The organism is Cytobacillus luteolus (assembly GCF_017873715.1).
In the GTDB taxonomy this organism is placed as follows: Bacteria; Bacillota; Bacilli; order Bacillales; family Bacillaceae_L; genus Bacillus_BV; species Bacillus_BV luteola.
The window spans coordinates 348,112-365,534 of sequence record NZ_JAGGKM010000004.1 but is presented as its reverse complement, the minus strand read 5'-3'; the positions used below and the strand labels follow the sequence as shown (position 1 = coordinate 365,534).

The window sequence follows — 17,423 nt, the reverse complement described above, 5'->3', positions numbered from 1 at the left end:
AACCATAAAATGAAAATCATAGAAAAAAGACATTTATATTACAAAATAAACTATAATAGAGAAATATTTTATAAAAAAGATTATAATATAATTGTCAAATTATTGTCAGGAAAATGTAGGTGATACGATGGAATACCAAGATCCTCAGCTACTGGCTTCATTAAAAAGTCATTTCTTTGATTTTTTAGTGCAAGAAGATGAGCAACAATCAATAGATCAATTATTAATTTTAATGAATGAAAAGCTAAATCTAGAAGAGGTGACTCTCTTTATTTATAACGAATGGAAGCAATACTATTTTCCAAAGGCCTCTAGCAATATGTCCATTAACAATAATTTAGGCAGTTATTTTCTATCAGATAAAATCGTAAATGAAATGATGGAAGAGCAGGAAAATGTTGACGATAAAAGGACTATTTATACGTTCATTTCAAAGATATATAGAAATAACAAAGCAATTGGACTATTTGAGTTTAAATATAGACAATTATCCATAAATAAATCGTTGTTAATAGAAGTGGCTAATGAAGGCTTCAAATTGATTGAAAAGTTACTAGAGTTTTCAAAGATATTTGAAGAAGGAAAAAGGTATGAACAATTATTTAATGTAACAGCTAAATTTCATTCGACGATGGACATGGATGAAGTATTAGGAGAGATTATTGATACCTTACGTAATGTATATCCTTCGTTCACATACTATTTATTACTTTCTCATGACAATCATAATAACAATGGGTTGCCAATTAAAGAGTTCCAATATGATAATGATGATAATCCTGCGGCAATGCAAGCCTATGTAACAGGAGAAGTACAGTTTGAGGACTTAGTAAAAGAGAAGAGATCTATACTATATGCGCCCCTGAAAGGTAAGCAGGGTGTGTATGGAGTACTACAAGTAATTGCGCCAAATACTGTTATTTTTCCGCATAGTGAGGTCAGGTTTATTGAATTGCTTGCGAACACAGCGGGGAGTGCGCTTGAAAATGCTCAACTATATCAACAATCAAAAAGACTAGTTGCTGATCTTCAACTAATAAACGAGACATCACATCGATTGAATTCTAACTTAAGATTAACAGACACGATGAACTTTATGTCAGATCAAATTCTACAGTCTTTTGGATCACAAGAGGTAGGATTTATTATATTAGAAAACGATCGATTTAAATTGCTACCAGGAAGTACACCTTTTTTTGAAAGTGAGCAAAGTGAGCTTTATCTAAAGTATGTGGATGAAAAAATTAAAGACGAAAAGGATACATTATTTATTGGGGATATATCTACTGAACCTCTCTTAAATGGGTTAAGATTTCGTTCTTTAATGGCAGTCCCAATGGCTCAAAGTGGACTTATTAAAGGTGTTGCCATTGTTATGCACGAGAAACCTTACTATTTCTCATTTGAAACCTTTAAACTGCTTCAATCATTAATTCATCACTCAACTCTAGCATTCTCAAACTCAATGTTAAGAGAAGAATTAGAAAACCTAGTTATAACAGATCATTTAACGAAATTATACTCACGTAGCTACCTTGATAGCATGATTACAAAATCTATGGCAACCGATGCTTTTGGGACTTTTGTGCTAATAGATTTGGATAATTTCAAATGTATTAATGATATATATGGTCACCAGATAGGTGATGAAATCTTAATACAGGTTGCTAGAATTTTAAAGGATAATATTCGAGATAATGATATTGGTGCAAGATGGGGTGGAGAAGAACTTGCTATTTATTTACCAAAGGTTGATCTGGCAGCAGGTACAGCAATAGCAAAGAGAATTGTTGAAAAAGTAGGCAACCATACCTCTCCTAAAGTGACAATTTCCTGTGGATTATCCCATTGGAATCAAAGTTATCAGGATAATGCATTCAAATTATTTAAAAGGGCAGACAAGGCTTTATATATGGCAAAAGAAAATGGAAAGAACCAAGTGGTCGTTCAAGAAGAAAGCATAGTGTAAAACTAGTAAGAAATTACAGGCGTTCAGGAGGTGCTACCTCTTGAATGCTTTTTTTATCTGTACTGAATTGAGAAAAGCGGTAGTAGCAACACAGATACACATTCCTTTTTATATAAAAAGAAAACGCTTTCAATACAGGCTGTTTTATCATATCCTATTAATAGGAGTTTAAAATTAGGGGGATGGATTTGGATGGCTAATGAAGAGAAAAAAATAGAAACAACTGTTATCCACGGAGGGTACGATTCTAAAAACCATAATGGAAGTCTGACGCCGCCTTTATTTCAGACGTCAACATTTACTTTTGAAACAGCAGAGCAAGGAGAAAGACGGTTTGCTGGGGCAGAGGATGGGTTTATCTATTCTAGATTAGGAAATCCGACTGTTAGAACACTCGAAGAAAGAATCGCTCTGATTGAGGGTGCCGAGGCAGGACTTGCTTTTGGTTCTGGAATGGCTGCTGTTTCAGCAGTTCTACTGGCTCTAACCAAATCCGGTGATCATATTCTATGTTCTAAAGGAGTTTATGGATGTACCTTTGGGTTACTTGAATTGATGAATGAAAAATATAATATCACGCACAGCTTTAGCAATATGGATTCTGAACAAGCAATTGAAGATGCAATATCCTTTGATACAAAAGTTATTTATGTGGAAACACCTATAAACCCTACAATGGCACTTATTGATCTAGAATTGGTTGTGAAGGTAGCGAGAAAATACAATGTCCCAGTAGTCGTAGATAATACATTTTCTTCTCCTTATCTACAACAACCTATTAAATTAGGCTGTGACATTGTAATCCACAGTGCGACCAAGTATATTGGTGGTCATGGAGATGTGATCGCTGGTTTAGTTGTTGGGAAAGCGGAATTCATCAATAATGTTGCCATGACGACAAAAAAGGATATAGGTGGAATTATTTCACCATTTGATGCATGGCTATTACTTCGTGGATTAAAAACTTTACCTGTTCGAATGGACCGTCATTGTTCTAATGCAGCCAAGATTGCTGAGCTACTTAAACAACATGAAGGAATTGAGGAGTTATACTATCCAGGAGATCCTAATAACCCTCAATATGAAATTATGAAAAAACAAATGAAACAGGCTGGTGGGCTAATATCATTTACGATAAATGGTGGAAAAGAAGAGGCGCAAAGAGTACTGAATGAATTGAAATTGATAAAAATTGCAGTAAGTTTAGGTGATGCTGAGACCTTAATTCAACACCCAGCCACAATGACTCATGCTGTCGTTCCTGAAGAAGAGCGAAAGAAGATGGGAATCACTGATAACATGATACGTCTATCTGTAGGCTTAGAAGCATGGGAAGATATTTGGAGTGACTTAAAGCAGGCATTAGACGTCTTGGTTTTAAAGAAATAGTGTATTTAACCAAAAGAACCTCTCCTAGCTAGGAGGGGTTCTTACTTTAACAAAGACTTAAACTTCCTTTATATAACTTACTAAAACTTCCACAAATTTCTCTAAGAATTCTTGGTCAATTTCATCAAATCGATCTTTTATTGGGCTATCAATATCAAGCACGCCTATTACTTTGTCATTTTTTATCATAGGAACAACAATTTCAGAGGCAGATGCAGCATCACAAGCAATGTGGCCGGGGAATAAATGAACATCGGCTACTCTTAAAGTTTCTTTGTTTTGGGCAGAGGTACCGCAAACTCCTTTTCCAAACGGAATTCGAACACAAGCAGGAAGTCCTTGGAACGGGCCGAGTACAAGCTGTTCACCTTCAGTAATGTAAAAGCCAACCCAATTTATATTTTCAAGAAACTGATTCAATAGAGCTGAAGCGTTAGCTAGATTTGCAATGGTATTTGTTTCATCCTCAATTAAAGCAGTTAATTGTTTTATGACAAACTGATAATTTTCTTCCTTAGTTCCTTTATACATTTCGACGTTAAACATGATAATCCTCCATTCTAATGTAAGAAATTACATTTATAATAGCAGAAAAAGTAGATTTCCGCATAACTTTGTCGAGCGAAAGTTAAAGGAGTTAAATATATATTCTAGAAGGTTTATATAGGGAGTAATGATATGGAGGGATTATGTTGAAAACAGAAACAAAGAAGAAGGTAATTGATGCGGCAGTTTATTATTTCAATACCAAGGGGTTTGATGGCACTTCGGTTAGAGAAATAGCGAATAAGGCGAACGTTAATGTAGCCAACATATCCTATTACTTCGAAAATAAGAATGGTTTGCTTGAGTATTTGATATCAAATTTCTTTGAAGGATACCTTAAAGTGATCGAATCTAGGTTTGATGAGTTAGATAAAAGATCTGCTAAAGAGTGCTTACTACTCGTTGTAAAAGATATACTACTCTATCAAAAAAGCAATAGACACCTTACTCGATTTGTCTTACGAGAGTTAACATTAGATACACTATTAATTAGAGAAATAATGACTACCTATCTGGCGAAGGAAAGATATTATTTAAAAACGATTTTTGAGATTGGTATGAAACAAAAAGAATTTAAGAAACTGGCTATCCCTTTTATTATTATCCAATTAAAAGGTATGCTAAGTATGCCGTACCTCCATCCTCAATACTTGGCAGAGGTACTTCATGTAATGCCGAATGAAGAATATTTTACAGAGCAGTACTATAAGGAAATTGAGCGTTGGGTTAATGCTGCTGTCTCAGAGCCCTTTGAAAAAACAGTAAAAACAAATAATCAAATCGCGCTTTCTATATAATATTTAGTGCCTGTAATTGAAATCAACAGGTTAGTGTATATAGCTTTATCAATCCTTATCCACTGGAGTGTTTTTAACCAGTGGATAAGGATTTTTTTGTTGAAAATCTATTAAATGTTTTAATTTAAATCTTTTATAGGAAAAATTAATGATTTTCTGTAAAAAATTTTAAAATTTTGGTCAAAAATTGTCGTTTACATGGTATCATAAAAACATTGAAAATACACCAATATTTAGTATGTATCTATAAATATCGTAATCAATTAGATGAGTTATTGGCGGAATTTGTCGAATGGGAAAAAATCGACTGAAAATAAATAGATATGGGTTCATGCCTTCTAACTAATGATCTTTTATAAAACTAGATTTAATAGAAAGTAAGGGGGCTAGTTATGGAAATCATAATAGGCATTATAATTGTTGTTGCACTTATTTTAATTTTAGGAATTTATTTTAGGAAAAAAATTTATAAAGAAGTTGATCGTTTAGAAGCGTGGAAGATAGATGTAATGAATCGTCCTGTCACAGACGAGATATCAAAAGTAAAAGAACTAAATATGACAGGTCAAACAGAAGAGCTCTTTGAAAGATGGAGAAGACAGTGGGATGAAATTGTTACGTTGAATCTGCCCAATATTGAAGAGTACCTATTTGATGCCGAAGAATTAGCTGATAAATATCGCTTTAGTAAGTCCAAAGCAGTTCTTCAAAAAATTGAAAATACCTTACAGCAAACAGAAGAAACTATCGCTAAAATTCTTGAAGAACTTAAAGACCTAATAGGTAGTGAAGAAAAAAATAGAGTGGAAATTGGAGAGTTAAAGTCTACTTACCGAAATGTTAAAAAGTCCTTGCTTGCTCATCATCTCTCCTTTGGAAAGGCAGAGGTAGCTTTAGAAAAGAAATTAGAAGAAGTTAATGAAAAGTTTTCAACCTTCGAGGAAGCAACCACTCAGGGTAATTACTTAGAAGCTAGAGAAATTGTACTTTTCATTAAAGATAGTCTCTCGATCATGAAGGAATACATTTCGGAAATACCAGAATTATTATCTGAATATCAATCTTATATCCCATCTCAATTAGATGATTTGATTGATGGATACAAAGAAATGCAAAATAATGGCTTTATGCTGGATCATCTCCAAGTTGAAAATGAAGTTGAGTTTTTACGAAATAAAGTAGTGGAAAATCTCAACCGTATTGAAAAACTAGAGATTAAAGAAGCAAAAGAAGCGATTATTGAAATAAAAGATTCACTTGAAGGTCTATATGACCTATTAGAAAAAGAGGTCACTGCGAATCATTATGTTCAACAGGAAGTAAGTAAAATAGAACAAGTACTTCATTCTTTACATGAGGAAAGTAAATCTTCAGGGGATGAAACCGAACTTGTACAACAGAGTTACAGACTGACTGAGGAAGAGATACAAACACATAAAGCGATTGTAAAGCAGATAAAACAGCTTTTAAAACAATTTTTATCAATCCAATCGAAATTAAATGAGGATCATATTGCTTATTCGTTAATTCAAGATGAACTTGAGGATGTTCATGCTCAAATTGAATCAGTGAAGGAGCAGCATATTAAATATTGTGAGTCATTACAAACACTACGAAAAGATGAATTATATGCTCGTGATCAGCTGAGTGAAATGAGAAAAGCATTAACAGAATCAAAACGATTATTATCGAAGAGTAATGTGCCAGGTTTACCCCAAGGTTATAAAGAGCTTCTTATTGATGCAAAGGAGAGCTTAGAGGCAGTTGTTATAAAGCTTGAAGAAAAACCTTTAAATATGAAAGTAGTTAACCAAACTCTAAAAGAGGCTCAGGACATTGTAGCAAATACTACGACTATGACAGAGGATTTAATTGAACAGGTTTATCTGGTGGAACAGGTCATTCAATATGGAAACCGCTATAGAAGTAGCTATCGTTCAATCTCTGAAGCTTTGCTAGAAGCAGAAAAGTCTTTCCGCAACTATGAATATGAAACAGCCTTAGAGCAGGCTGCTAGTGCAATAGAAGAGATTGAGCCAGGTGCACTTAAAAGAATCCAAAGCATTTTAGATGATAGAGAACTAATACAACATATCTAAATAATAAGGCCCTTATGATTTTTTCATAAGGGCCTTAATGTATACTTATTTTCTCATAGAGAGTATATAACCGAGTATTGCTCCAATAATTGCTGGAACCACCCAACCGATACCTTGCTCATATAAAGGTAAAAATTCTTTGAAAAATTGTAAGAGTAAAGGAAACTCAATTCCAGCACTATTAAGACCATCAAATATACTAATAAGACCTGTGGCTAAGAGTGCTAAGGAATATATCATACTTTTCTCTCCGATAAGTGGGTGTGCAAAAGAAAGTAGGATGAGTACAATTGCTAAAGGATAGATAATGATCAAGATTGGCACGGAAAATGCAATAAGTTGCGTTAGTCCAATATTAGCTACACCTAAACTAAAAATTGTTAGAAGTGCAACAAATGACTTGTACGAAATCTTGTTTGTAAGTGTTGTTAAATATTTTGCACATGCTGATACTAATCCTACAGCTGTGGTTAAACAAGCAAAAGTAATTGCGATACTGAGTATACTAGTCCCAACTGAACCTAATAAGTAACTTGCGGACGTGGATAGTATAATACCTCCGTTCTCTGCATAGCCAATTGCCTCTACACTTGTTGCCCCAAGATAGGCCAACGAAACATATACGATAGCAAGTCCACTTGCTGCAATGAGACCAGCAATTGTACATGTTTTCAATAATGATATTCTATTGGTGACTCCTTTTTCCATTACCGAATGAATAATCACAATACCAAAGACTAATGCTGCAATCGTATCCATTGTCAGATAGCCCTCGATAAACCCTGTAAAGAAGGGAGAGTGTACGTAGCTTTCTGCAGGGGTTTGCAGAGAACCCATCGGTGAAAGAAGGGCTTTCCCAACTAAGAAAGCAATAACAACTAGTAATACTGGCGTTAAGTACTTTCCAATTCTGTCCACTAGCTTAGAAGGGTTTAGAGATAATAGGTAGGTTATTAGAAAGAAAATCATTGTATAGACCATTAAACTAATATTGCCATTTAGCTCAGCTGCAAGAAAAGGAACAACCCCAATTTCGTAAGCAGTTGTAGCTGTACGAGGAATTCCGAAAAATGGACCTATTGCCATATAAAGTGTTAGCGTAAAAATGAATCCGAATAATGGATTAACCCTATTTGCAATTAACTGAAGATTACCACCTGAATATGCTATCGCAATAATTCCTAAAAGAGGCAACCCGACTCCTGTTAGTAAAAATCCTAAGATGGCAATCCACACATTCGATCCTGCCAATTGACCTAATAAAGGTGGAAATATCATATTTCCTGCTCCAAAGAATAAGGCAAAGAGCATTAAACCGATTGTCAATATTTCTCGTTTTTTCAGTACTATGTCTTTCATAGTGTCCCCCTGTTTTTCGTAAACGTGAATACGTTTTCATAATATCATAGCAAAATCGAATAATGTCGAAATTTAAAAATGTTTAAATTTTAGTATAATTTTGTCAGTTTTAATATAGATGACTATTTTAACATTTGCATACTATTAGGAATTATGAATGTACCTACATATGTTTTCATCAAAAAACGATTATGTTAATATTGAAGGCATGATAAAGACAGGAGTCAACAATCGACCCCGAGAAGAAGTGAGGCTTTATTATGATTTATTTAGACAACAGTGCAACCACCATACCTTATGATGAGGTGTTAGACGTATTTATAAAAGTGTCAAAGGATTACTTTGGTAACCCATCGTCTATTCATCGGTTAGGTAGTACAGCTGAAAGATTATTAACACAAGCGAGGGAGAATGTAGCAAATATTCTGGGATGTAAGCCTTCTGAAATCATATTTACTTCTGGAGGCTCAGAAGGAAACAATCTCGCTATAAAGGGAGTAGCCTTGTTTAATAAAAGACGTGGCAACCATATTATCACATCTTCCATTGAGCACCCTTCTGTAGAAGAGGCTTGTAAACAACTTGAGCAATTAGGGTTTGAAGTAACCTACGTTAAGCCAGATGAAAATGGTATAGTACATATAGAGGATATTAAAACTGCAATTCGCAATGAAACCATTCTTGTATCAATCATGCACGTAAATAATGAAGTTGGTTCTGTTCAACCGATAACAGAAATTGGCAAGTTACTTAAAGATTATCCTAAAATATTGTTTCATGTAGACCATGTTCAAGGTGTTGGTAAGGTGCCTTTACATTTTCCATCTGCAAATATTGATCTTTGCACTATTTCTGGACACAAATTTCACGGTATAAAGGGGACAGGAATCGTTTATATCCGATCCGGGGTTGAGTTAACACAACTCATTTCAGGTGGTGCTCAGGAAAATAGTTATAGATCGGGAACAGAAAATACTGCAGGAGCTGTAGCAATATCTAAGGCATTAAGAATGACGTTTGAAAATATTGATAATAAAATTTCAAAAATGAATATAATAAAGAGGGCGTTTATAGATAAACTCTCCGCGGATCTCCCTTTAATAACGATAAATACACCTAACGAGAGATCAGCACCGCATATTATTAATTTCTCAATAAATGGCTTAAAATCAGAGGTGTTTGTTCATATGTTAGAGGAACAAGGGATATATGTCTCAACTACGTCAGCCTGTTCTTCTAAAAAACAAGCACCTAGTAAAACACTTTTGGCTATGGGCAAAAATGAGCAATCAGCTAATAGCTCAATTAGAATCAGCTTGACCCACTTTAATAGGGTTGAGGATGTTGATATAGTTATAAAGGCTATTAGAGATTCTCTAACCAAACTTGAAAAGATAATGAGGTAGCTAAAATGAAATACGATCATATATTAATTCGATATGGAGAAATTTCAACGAAAGGGAGAAACCGAAAGAAGTTTATAGACCAGTTGTCTTATAATATCAAAATTAAACTAGCGGATTTCCCTAAGTTGACAATTGAGAAGACAAGAGACCGGATTTATATAAAGCTTAATGGCGAGGAAAATATAGCAGACATTACACAGCTACTAAAAATGGTATTTGGGATACATTCTTTTAGTATTGCTATGAAGATTGAAAGTGAGTTGTCCTCAATTAAGCAGGCTGCTCTGGCAGCTATAGAGGATGTTGGTTACCGTGGTAAAACGTTTAAAGTGACTGCCAAAAGAGTATTTAAACAATTCCCATTAGACACCAATGAATTAAATTACGCGATTGGAAGTCACGTTCTTACAAACACTGAGGATTTAAAGGTAGATGTAAGAAATCCCGATATTAATTTACGTGTTGAGGTCCGTGAGGAAGCAACATATATCACTTGTAAGGATATTTATGGTGCGGGAGGTCTTCCTGTAGGTACTAGTGGAAAAGCAATGTTAATGTTATCAGGAGGGATTGATAGCCCTGTTGCAGGATACTTGGCAATGAAGCGTGGACTACATATAGAGGCAGTTCATTTCTTTAGTCCTCCCTATACAAATGAACGATCAAAACAAAAGGTGATTGATTTATCTAGAAAACTGGCTCAATATGGTGGGAATATTAGGCTATATATTGTACCGTTTACTGATATTCAGCAAACAATTCAGGGACAAGTACCAGAGAATTATACGCTTATTTCAACCAGAAGAATGATGCTAAAGATTACAGATGAAATAAGAAATAGAAACAATGGACTAGCTATTGCTACAGGAGAGAGTCTTGGGCAAGTTGCGAGCCAAACTCTTGAGAGCATGTTCGCCATTAATCAGGTAACATCAACACCGATTATCCGTCCATTAGTTTCAATGGATAAAACGGAAATCATTGAAATTTCACGAAAGATTAATACACATGATATATCCATTTTGCCATATGAAGACTGTTGTACTATTTTTACACCGAGCGCACCGAAAACTAAGCCAAAAGTAGAAAAGGTTGAGCATTATGAAAGCTTTGTTGATTTCAATCAATTAATTGAAAAAGCAATAGAGTCAGTTGAAATCATTGACTTTAAAGCGGGAGAAGATCCTATTCAGACTGAATTCAACGATTTATTCTAGAAGATGTATATTCTGTGAACAATTACCAACTTTTTCTGTGAATGATGCCATGTGTTTTTACACAATATATACTCACAAGGAGGTGAAAGCACATGGCAAACAACAATAGCTCAAACCAATTATTAGTTGCTGGAGCTCAGCAAGCTATCGATCAAATGAAATATGAGATCGCTCAAGAATTCGGTGTGAATCTTGGTGCAGATACTACTTCACGTGCTAACGGTTCTGTTGGTGGTGAAATCACTAAACGTCTTGTATCTTTAGCTCAATCTCAAATGAGTGGTACTCGCGCGTAACTAAAATTATATAAATGGCTACAAGGACGAGCTTAATTGCTCGTCCTTTTTACTGTATTTGCACTACTAATATTTATGTAAATTATAGTAAAATACTATTCAAAACTGTTGGATAATTTAGTATAATTTGAATTGTACTATAAAAGAGCGAGGGGGAAATCAAGTGAAGAGAGAAAATCTAATAGCACCTGAAAGTTACAATTTAGTAAATGAGGTTGAAAAGTTTACTCAAAATCCTGAAAAGATTGCTCTTAAGTGGGAAGATGAAAGTGGAAAAAAGCGTCAAATTACATATGCTGAATTGATAAGTAGTGCAAATAAAGTTGGAAACGCTTTACTTTCACAAGGTTTAGAAAAGGGAGACAAGGTTCTTGTCATTATCCCAAGGCTGATAGAAGCCTATATTGTTTACTTAGGCGCATTAAAAGCAGGATTAATTGTAATTCCTAGCTCAGAAATGTTAAAAGAGAAGGATCTACAGTATCGTATTACTCATGGTGAGGTAAAAGGGGTAATAAGTTACTATCCATACGTTGATCAATTTGAAAATATTAATGAGATAAATAGTATTTTACGATTTGTAGTAGGCAAAGAGGAAAAAGATTGGTTGTTTCTAGACAAGTTGATGGAAGAGGAAAGAGACACATTGCAAACTGCAGATACAAAAAGGGATGATATGGCTTTCTTGTCTTATACTTCTGGTACTACAGGAAACCCAAAAGGTGTTGTCCATACACATGGGTGGGCCTTCGCTCACCTACAAACAGCTGCGGCTAACTGGTTAAGCTGTAGCGAAGGAGATACTGTTTGGGCGACTGCAGGGCCTGGTTGGCAAAAATGGATATGGAGTCCGTTTGTCTCTACGTTATGTACAGGTGCAACAGGTTTTGTTTATAATGGGAAATTTGACCCTGAAAAGTACCTACAGTTATTAAGTGATTACTCTGTAAATGTTCTTTGCTGCACTCCAACAGAATATAGAATTATGGCGAAGGTGGAAAACCTTCATGAGTACTCTTTACCAGCCCTTCATAGTGCTGTTTCAGCTGGTGAGCCTTTGAACAGAGAAGTAATTGATACATTTAAGCGTATCTTTAATATTGAGGTACGTGATGGGTACGGACAAACAGAAAATACGCTTCTTGTCGGAGTATTAAAAGGGATGGCAATTAAACCTGGTTCAATGGGTAAACCGACTCCAGGAAATCGTGTAGAAATTATCGATGAAGAAGGTAACCCATGTAAGGTTGGCGAGGTTGGAGATATTGCAGTTCATATAGAAACACCCGCCCTGTTTAAACACTATTATAAGGACCCAGAAAGAACTTCAAAGCAGTTCCGTGGTGAGTATTATTTAACAGGTGACAAGGCCAAAAAGGATGAAGATGGCTATTTTTGGTTTGAAGGTCGTGGAGATGATATTATAATAAGCTCTGGCTATACAATTGGCCCTTTTGAAGTAGAAGATGCACTGGTAAAGCATCCGTTTGTAAAAGAATGTGCTGTAGTAGCAAGTCCGGATGAAATTCGCGGAAATATTGTTAAAGCCTACATTGTCTTAAGAGAAGGTGTGGACAGTAGTGCACCGATGGATATAATCAAGACATTACAAGATCATGTTAAGGAGCTAACTGCGCCTTATAAATACCCTCGTAAGATAGAATTTATCGATGAGTTACCTAAAACAACATCTGGGAAAATTCGTAGAATCGAATTGAGACAAAAGGAATTGGCAAAGCAAGCTTAAGTATTGCAAAAACAAAACAGACAGCCATATGATATTGGCTGTCTGTTTTACTTTTATAGAAAGATTCTTTTCACTTTTTCCCAGAAGGAATTATCTTTTAGCTTAACCATCTTAATAACCTTGTCGCTAAGTCTTACATCAATTTGATCTACATGGCGAATGCTTACAGCTTCATTATCCATACCGATGATTGGAAAGTCATTTCCGTCTTGGACAACGCGAAGTTTTAACTTTCTAGAACCACTAAGAATAAATGAGGAACCTAAAGTACGGTATTGGCTAGTATTTAGAGAAGCCAATTCACTAATTTGCAAACATGGTAAAAGAGGGTCAACTACTGCTCCGTTTACTGATTTATTATAGGCAGTACTTCCAGTTGGAGTAGCAACAAGCATTCCGTCTCCCCTAAAGGTTTCAAAATGTAGGTCATCAATATATACATCAATCACAAAGGTTTTAATAATTGGTGAACGAATAGAACACTCGTTTAAACAATAAAATGAAGCTGTATTATCGACTTGAACTTCAATTGTTGGATAGCGCCTAACTTCTATTTGTTCGAGATTCATTGCTTCAATCATTTTTTCAATATCCCGGAGATGAAAGTCACAGTACATACTTAATGAACCAGATGTAGAGATACCTGCATATAAGCAGTCATCTCGGAAATTTGTTTGACGAACAGCTTGAAGAAACGTACCGTCTCCACCAATACTTACTATAATATTTGCAGTTGTGTGATCATTAACGATGGTAAAATTATATCTTTCGGCCATCTCGAATAGTGGTTTAATTTCATTCATTATTTCAGGTTCTTTTTTATAGAAAAAATAAATATTTCGACGATGTGGCATCTTTAAACCTCCTTAAGCTTTCTTTCTAAATACTATGATGTACAATATCTATTAATTGATTCTCTTATCCAAAATAAGCTAGTATTAAATGGTTACATGTACAGCTTTTGAATATAGTGTACCATTTTCTTGAAACTATTAATGATCAAGTTCGTAATAATATGTGACAGATTGTTAAGGAGGAGTAATACATATGAATGGCAAACGTTGGGCAGCTTTAGGGATTGCAGCGGGATTATTTATATTCTCAATCATAATTAATTTTGCTACTGCAGTTGCATTTAAGGATTTCGGAGGTTGGTCAGAAAATTTCCTTTCGGCAACTGAAGATCAATTTATTGAAAATGTTCTAATCGAAGGAAGCGGTACAAATAAAATATTAGTGTTAAATATTAATGGAGTTATTCAAGACACGGGTCAGACCGTCCCTTCGATATTTGATACAGCAGGATATAATCATCACTCTCTTTTAGAAATGATTAAGTCTGCAACTGAGGACTCTACTGTTAAAGGAATTGTGGTTCGTGTGAATTCACCCGGTGGAGGAGTTGTAGAAAGCGCACAAATTCATGATAAGCTTGTAGAATTCAAAGAAAAAACAAATAAGCCTGTTTATGTGTCCATGGGAACAATGGCTGCTTCAGGAGGATATTATATTTCTGCTCCTGCTGATAAAATTTATGCTGTTCCTGATACACTTACTGGTTCACTTGGAGTAATTATGCAAGGTATTAACTATGGTGGGCTAGCCGAAAAATACGGGGTAGAGTTCCAAACGATAAAGAGTGGTCCATATAAAGATATCATGTCACCAACCCGTGAAATGACCGAAGAAGAGCGCAAAATCTTGCAGTCATTGGTTGACAATGCGTATTCGGGGTTTGTTGACGTTATTTCACAAGGACGTAATCTATCTGAATCTCAGGTAAAGAAAATTGCTGACGGTCGTATTTATGATGGTAGACAGGCAAAAGAATTAAACCTAGTTGACGAGCTTGGTTATTTTGAAGATGCTGTTGAAGCCATGAAAAGCGACCATAATTTAGGAAATATAAGAGTAGTTGAATATGAAAGTAATTATGGCTTTGGTTCTATATTTTCTATGGGTGCACAAAGAATCTTTAGTGATGACTTTGAGATGGCAGGGTTAATGAAGATATTGTCACAGCCAAACTCACCACGTTTAATGTATTTATATGCTGAATAGGGGGAGTGGGAGATGGATCATACAATAGTACAATCAAATGAAGATCAAATAGAAGAAGTGAGCAAGCAGCATAACTCCAACCCATTACATGCTAATTCTGCAGTACCTTATGCTGGATTTTGGATGAGATTTTGGGCGTACTTAGTGGACTTAATTGTGATTGGGAGTATTAATCGAATTATAATCTATCCTGTATTACGTTATTTTGAATTTCCTCTATCAGATTCAAATATGTTTGCAATCAGCTCGGTAGCAACAGCCATCACATTTTACTTGTATTTTGTACTTATGACAAAATTCTTAAGCCAAACCTTAGGGAAAATGATATTTGGTCTAAAAGTAATCGAACTACATGGTGAAAATATAAAGTGGTCTACAGTCTTTTTTAGAGAGTTTATCGGTAAGTTTATTTCAAAGTTTTTATTCATTGGGTACATCTTAGTGGCCTTTTTACCAAAAAAGCAGGGTCTTCACGATATATTTGCAGATACAACTGTTATACATGAAAAATAATCGTTAAATTTTAAACCTACTAGATTGATTTAGTAGGTTTATTTTTTTTTTACAAGGTGATACTGAAAGATTGAGGGAAGGGTGGTGTACTCTAATTGAATTGGCTACTAACAATAGTTGGCATACTAGTATTTTTACTCATTATTGTTTCAATTACTAAACTAAAAGTTATTATTGATCTTCACCACGCAGGTGATGATGACCATATAATCATAAAACTTTTCGCTTGGTCTGGAATACTCCGCTATACAATTAAAATACCATTAATCAAAATAGACAAAGAATCACCAGGGATTGTTGTTAAACATGAAGAAATCGCGGGTAACCAGAAAGACAAAAGTAATAAAGGGAAAAACAAATTTACACCTAGAGACATTCTTTTGGGTATTGAAGATACGACAATAATCGTGCAACATGTTGTGAACATACATAAAATTGTACGGCTATTCTTAAGCAAGGTATACATAACTAAATTTAATTGGAATACAACCCTTGGTATAGGGGATGCCGCGCAAACTGGATTAATTGTTGGATTAGGATGGTCCCTTAAAGGAACACTAATAGGAGTAATAAGTCAATATATGAAATTGATGGTACATCCAACCATTTCGATTACACCTTCCTTTCAAATCCCAATTTCCGAAACGAAATTATCATGTATTTTTCATTTTAGGATAGGGCATGCTATATTAGCAGGAATTAGACTGATTAAATATTGGAAAGGTGGATTACCAAAGTTTAAAACAAAGCCACTTTCCATGTTATCAGGTAATCAAAACAAATCAGTTTAATATAGGAGGTAGTAAGAATGTCCGAACATCCTATTCAAGGATTAATGACCACAGCAATGGAAAATCTTAAACAAATGATTGATGTAAATACAATCATAGGTGATCCAGTTGAAACTCCAGATGGAAGTGTAATTCTTACAGTTTCAAAGGTTGGTTTTGGCTTTGCAGCCGGTGGTAGTGAATTCCAAGCAGGGCAGCAAGAAAATAAAAGTGACCAACAACAAAGTGGTGGGTCCAAGCTTCCGTTTGGTGGAGGTAGTGGTGGTGGGGTATCCATTACTCCAATTGCCTTTCTAATTGTGAATGCATCAGGTGTGAAATTGCTACACTTAGATGAAAGTACGCATTTATATGAAAAAATTCTTGAACTAGCACCACAAGCAGTAGATAAAATTCAACAAATGTTTAAAAAGAATAATCAAGGACAACAAAATAACCAATCAAATCAAGGTGGACAACAACAAGTTTCAAAACAGGATTTTGACATTTAATACAGTAGTTAACTGTCTACTTGGGCAGTTAACTTATTTTTTGCTTTCCCTTTAAAAATAACTATTTTTTGGTACTTTATAATTGCAATAAGTCATTGATAAAGCTATGATTTACACTGTACATATCATAATTAGTAGGAGGAACCACAATGGCAAACATCACATTTAAGAATAATCCAGTTACATTATTAGGAAATGAAGTGAAGGTTGGAGATACAGCACCTGACTTCACTGTACTAGCAAATGATCTATCACCAGTTACATTGGCTGATTCAAAAGGTTCTGTACGTTTAATTAGCGTTGTACCTTCAATTGATACAGGTGTATGTGATGCTCAAACACGTCGCTTCAACGAGGAAACTACAAGCCTTGGAAATGTAAAGGTACTTACAGTAAGTGTTGACTTACCTTTCGCTCAAAAACGTTGGTGCGGAGCTAACGGAATTGAGAATGTTCAAACAGTATCTGACCACAGAGACCTATCTTTTGGTGAAGCATATGGTGTACATATTAAAGAATTACGCTTATTAGCTCGTGCAGTATTTGTAGTTGATAGCAATGACAAAGTTACTCATGTTGAGTATGTAAGTGAAGCAACAAATCACCCTAATTATGAAGCGGCAATCGAAGCAGTAAAAGCAGCTCAGTAAGAAAAAATGGTGTCAGGATTGTACCTGACACCTTTTGTTTCGTTAAGCTTTTGTGAGATTGATAACGTTGATTTTAGCGGAAGGCACGAGAC

The 17,423-nt window shown here is 35.0% G+C and carries 16 protein-coding genes; 13 read left to right on the top strand and 3 right to left on the bottom strand.

Translation table 11 applies throughout. From position 1 onward, the window contains the following. The first annotated feature begins 127 nt into the window (after positions 1-127). Together J2Z26_RS13840 and megL are read left to right on the top strand one after the other, a co-directional pair. Positions 128-1,969 carry a sensor domain-containing diguanylate cyclase gene (locus J2Z26_RS13840; RefSeq protein ID WP_193536091.1) on the top strand — a complete coding sequence of 614 codons (1,842 nt, stop codon included), beginning with the start codon at positions 128-130 and terminating at the stop codon, positions 1,967-1,969. A 192-nt stretch (positions 1,970-2,161) separates the two neighbouring features. Continuing rightward, positions 2,162-3,358, top strand: coding sequence for a methionine gamma-lyase (gene megL, locus J2Z26_RS13835; RefSeq protein WP_193535830.1), 1,197 nt, complete (start codon positions 2,162-2,164; stop codon positions 3,356-3,358). 57 nt (positions 3,359-3,415) lie between these two features. Here the strand turns inward: megL and J2Z26_RS13830 are convergent, their stop codons facing one another. Further along, the gene (locus J2Z26_RS13830; protein WP_193535828.1) at positions 3,416-3,904 is read right to left on the bottom strand and encodes a GAF domain-containing protein; all 489 of its coding nucleotides are present in this window, start codon (positions 3,902-3,904) and stop codon (positions 3,416-3,418) included. A 143-nt stretch (positions 3,905-4,047) separates the two neighbouring features. Here J2Z26_RS13830 and refZ point away from each other — a divergent pair, with 143 nt between their 5' ends. Both refZ and ezrA read left to right on the top strand, forming a co-directional pair. Further along, a complete protein-coding gene (gene refZ, locus J2Z26_RS13825; protein WP_193535826.1) occupies positions 4,048-4,701 on the top strand; it encodes a forespore capture DNA-binding protein RefZ in 654 nt (217 codons plus the stop codon). A gap of 392 nt (positions 4,702-5,093) precedes the next feature. After that, a complete protein-coding gene (gene ezrA / locus J2Z26_RS13820; protein ID WP_193535824.1) occupies positions 5,094-6,800 on the top strand; it encodes a septation ring formation regulator EzrA in 1,707 nt (568 codons plus the stop codon). Positions 6,801-6,845: 45 nt separating this feature from the next. On the opposite strand, the gene brnQ is transcribed toward ezrA, so the two are convergent. Then, on the bottom strand, positions 6,846-8,159 hold the full coding sequence (brnQ, locus tag J2Z26_RS13815; protein ID WP_193535822.1) for a branched-chain amino acid transport system II carrier protein: 1,314 nt from the start codon (positions 8,157-8,159) through the stop codon (positions 6,846-6,848). Between the two features lie 260 nt (positions 8,160-8,419). Here brnQ and J2Z26_RS13810 point away from each other — a divergent pair, with 260 nt between their 5' ends. The 4 genes from J2Z26_RS13810 (at position 8,420) to mbcS (ending at position 12,825) form a co-directional block, all read left to right on the top strand. Continuing rightward, entirely contained in the window at positions 8,420-9,565 is a 1,146-nt protein-coding gene (locus J2Z26_RS13810; protein ID WP_193535820.1) for a cysteine desulfurase family protein, read from the top strand. Between the two features lie 5 nt (positions 9,566-9,570). Continuing rightward, positions 9,571-10,782 (top strand): tRNA uracil 4-sulfurtransferase ThiI, encoded by a 1,212-nt coding sequence (gene thiI, locus J2Z26_RS13805; protein ID WP_193535818.1) that lies wholly within the window; start codon positions 9,571-9,573, stop codon positions 10,780-10,782. Between the two features lie 92 nt (positions 10,783-10,874). Further along, the gene (locus J2Z26_RS13800; protein WP_193535816.1) at positions 10,875-11,078 is read left to right on the top strand and encodes an alpha/beta-type small acid-soluble spore protein; all 204 of its coding nucleotides are present in this window, start codon (positions 10,875-10,877) and stop codon (positions 11,076-11,078) included. Between the two features lie 163 nt (positions 11,079-11,241). Then, positions 11,242-12,825: an acyl-CoA synthetase MbcS gene (mbcS, locus tag J2Z26_RS13795; protein WP_193535815.1), complete on the top strand. Its 1,584-nt coding sequence runs from the start codon at positions 11,242-11,244 to the stop codon at positions 12,823-12,825. A 53-nt stretch (positions 12,826-12,878) separates the two neighbouring features. Here the strand turns inward: mbcS and J2Z26_RS13790 are convergent, their stop codons facing one another. Continuing rightward, positions 12,879-13,679: an NAD kinase gene (locus J2Z26_RS13790; RefSeq protein WP_193535813.1), complete on the bottom strand. Its 801-nt coding sequence runs from the start codon at positions 13,677-13,679 to the stop codon at positions 12,879-12,881. A gap of 193 nt (positions 13,680-13,872) precedes the next feature. On the opposite strand from J2Z26_RS13790, the gene sppA reads away from it, so the two are divergent. The 5 genes from sppA (at position 13,873) to tpx (ending at position 17,331) form a co-directional block, all read left to right on the top strand. After that, positions 13,873-14,886: a signal peptide peptidase SppA gene (gene sppA, locus J2Z26_RS13785; RefSeq protein ID WP_193535811.1), complete on the top strand. Its 1,014-nt coding sequence runs from the start codon at positions 13,873-13,875 to the stop codon at positions 14,884-14,886. 12 nt (positions 14,887-14,898) lie between these two features. Further along, positions 14,899-15,399 carry an RDD family protein gene (locus tag J2Z26_RS13780; protein WP_193535809.1) on the top strand — a complete coding sequence of 167 codons (501 nt, stop codon included), beginning with the start codon at positions 14,899-14,901 and terminating at the stop codon, positions 15,397-15,399. Positions 15,400-15,494: 95 nt separating this feature from the next. Then, on the top strand, positions 15,495-16,190 hold the full coding sequence (locus J2Z26_RS13775) for a DUF2953 domain-containing protein (protein WP_193535807.1): 696 nt from the start codon (positions 15,495-15,497) through the stop codon (positions 16,188-16,190). A gap of 17 nt (positions 16,191-16,207) precedes the next feature. Further along, on the top strand, positions 16,208-16,681 hold the full coding sequence (gene ytfJ / locus J2Z26_RS13770; RefSeq protein ID WP_193535805.1) for a GerW family sporulation protein: 474 nt from the start codon (positions 16,208-16,210) through the stop codon (positions 16,679-16,681). Between the two features lie 149 nt (positions 16,682-16,830). Beyond that, the gene (tpx, locus tag J2Z26_RS13765) at positions 16,831-17,331 is read left to right on the top strand and encodes a thiol peroxidase (protein ID WP_193535803.1); all 501 of its coding nucleotides are present in this window, start codon (positions 16,831-16,833) and stop codon (positions 17,329-17,331) included. Positions 17,332-17,423: the final 92 nt, after the last annotated feature.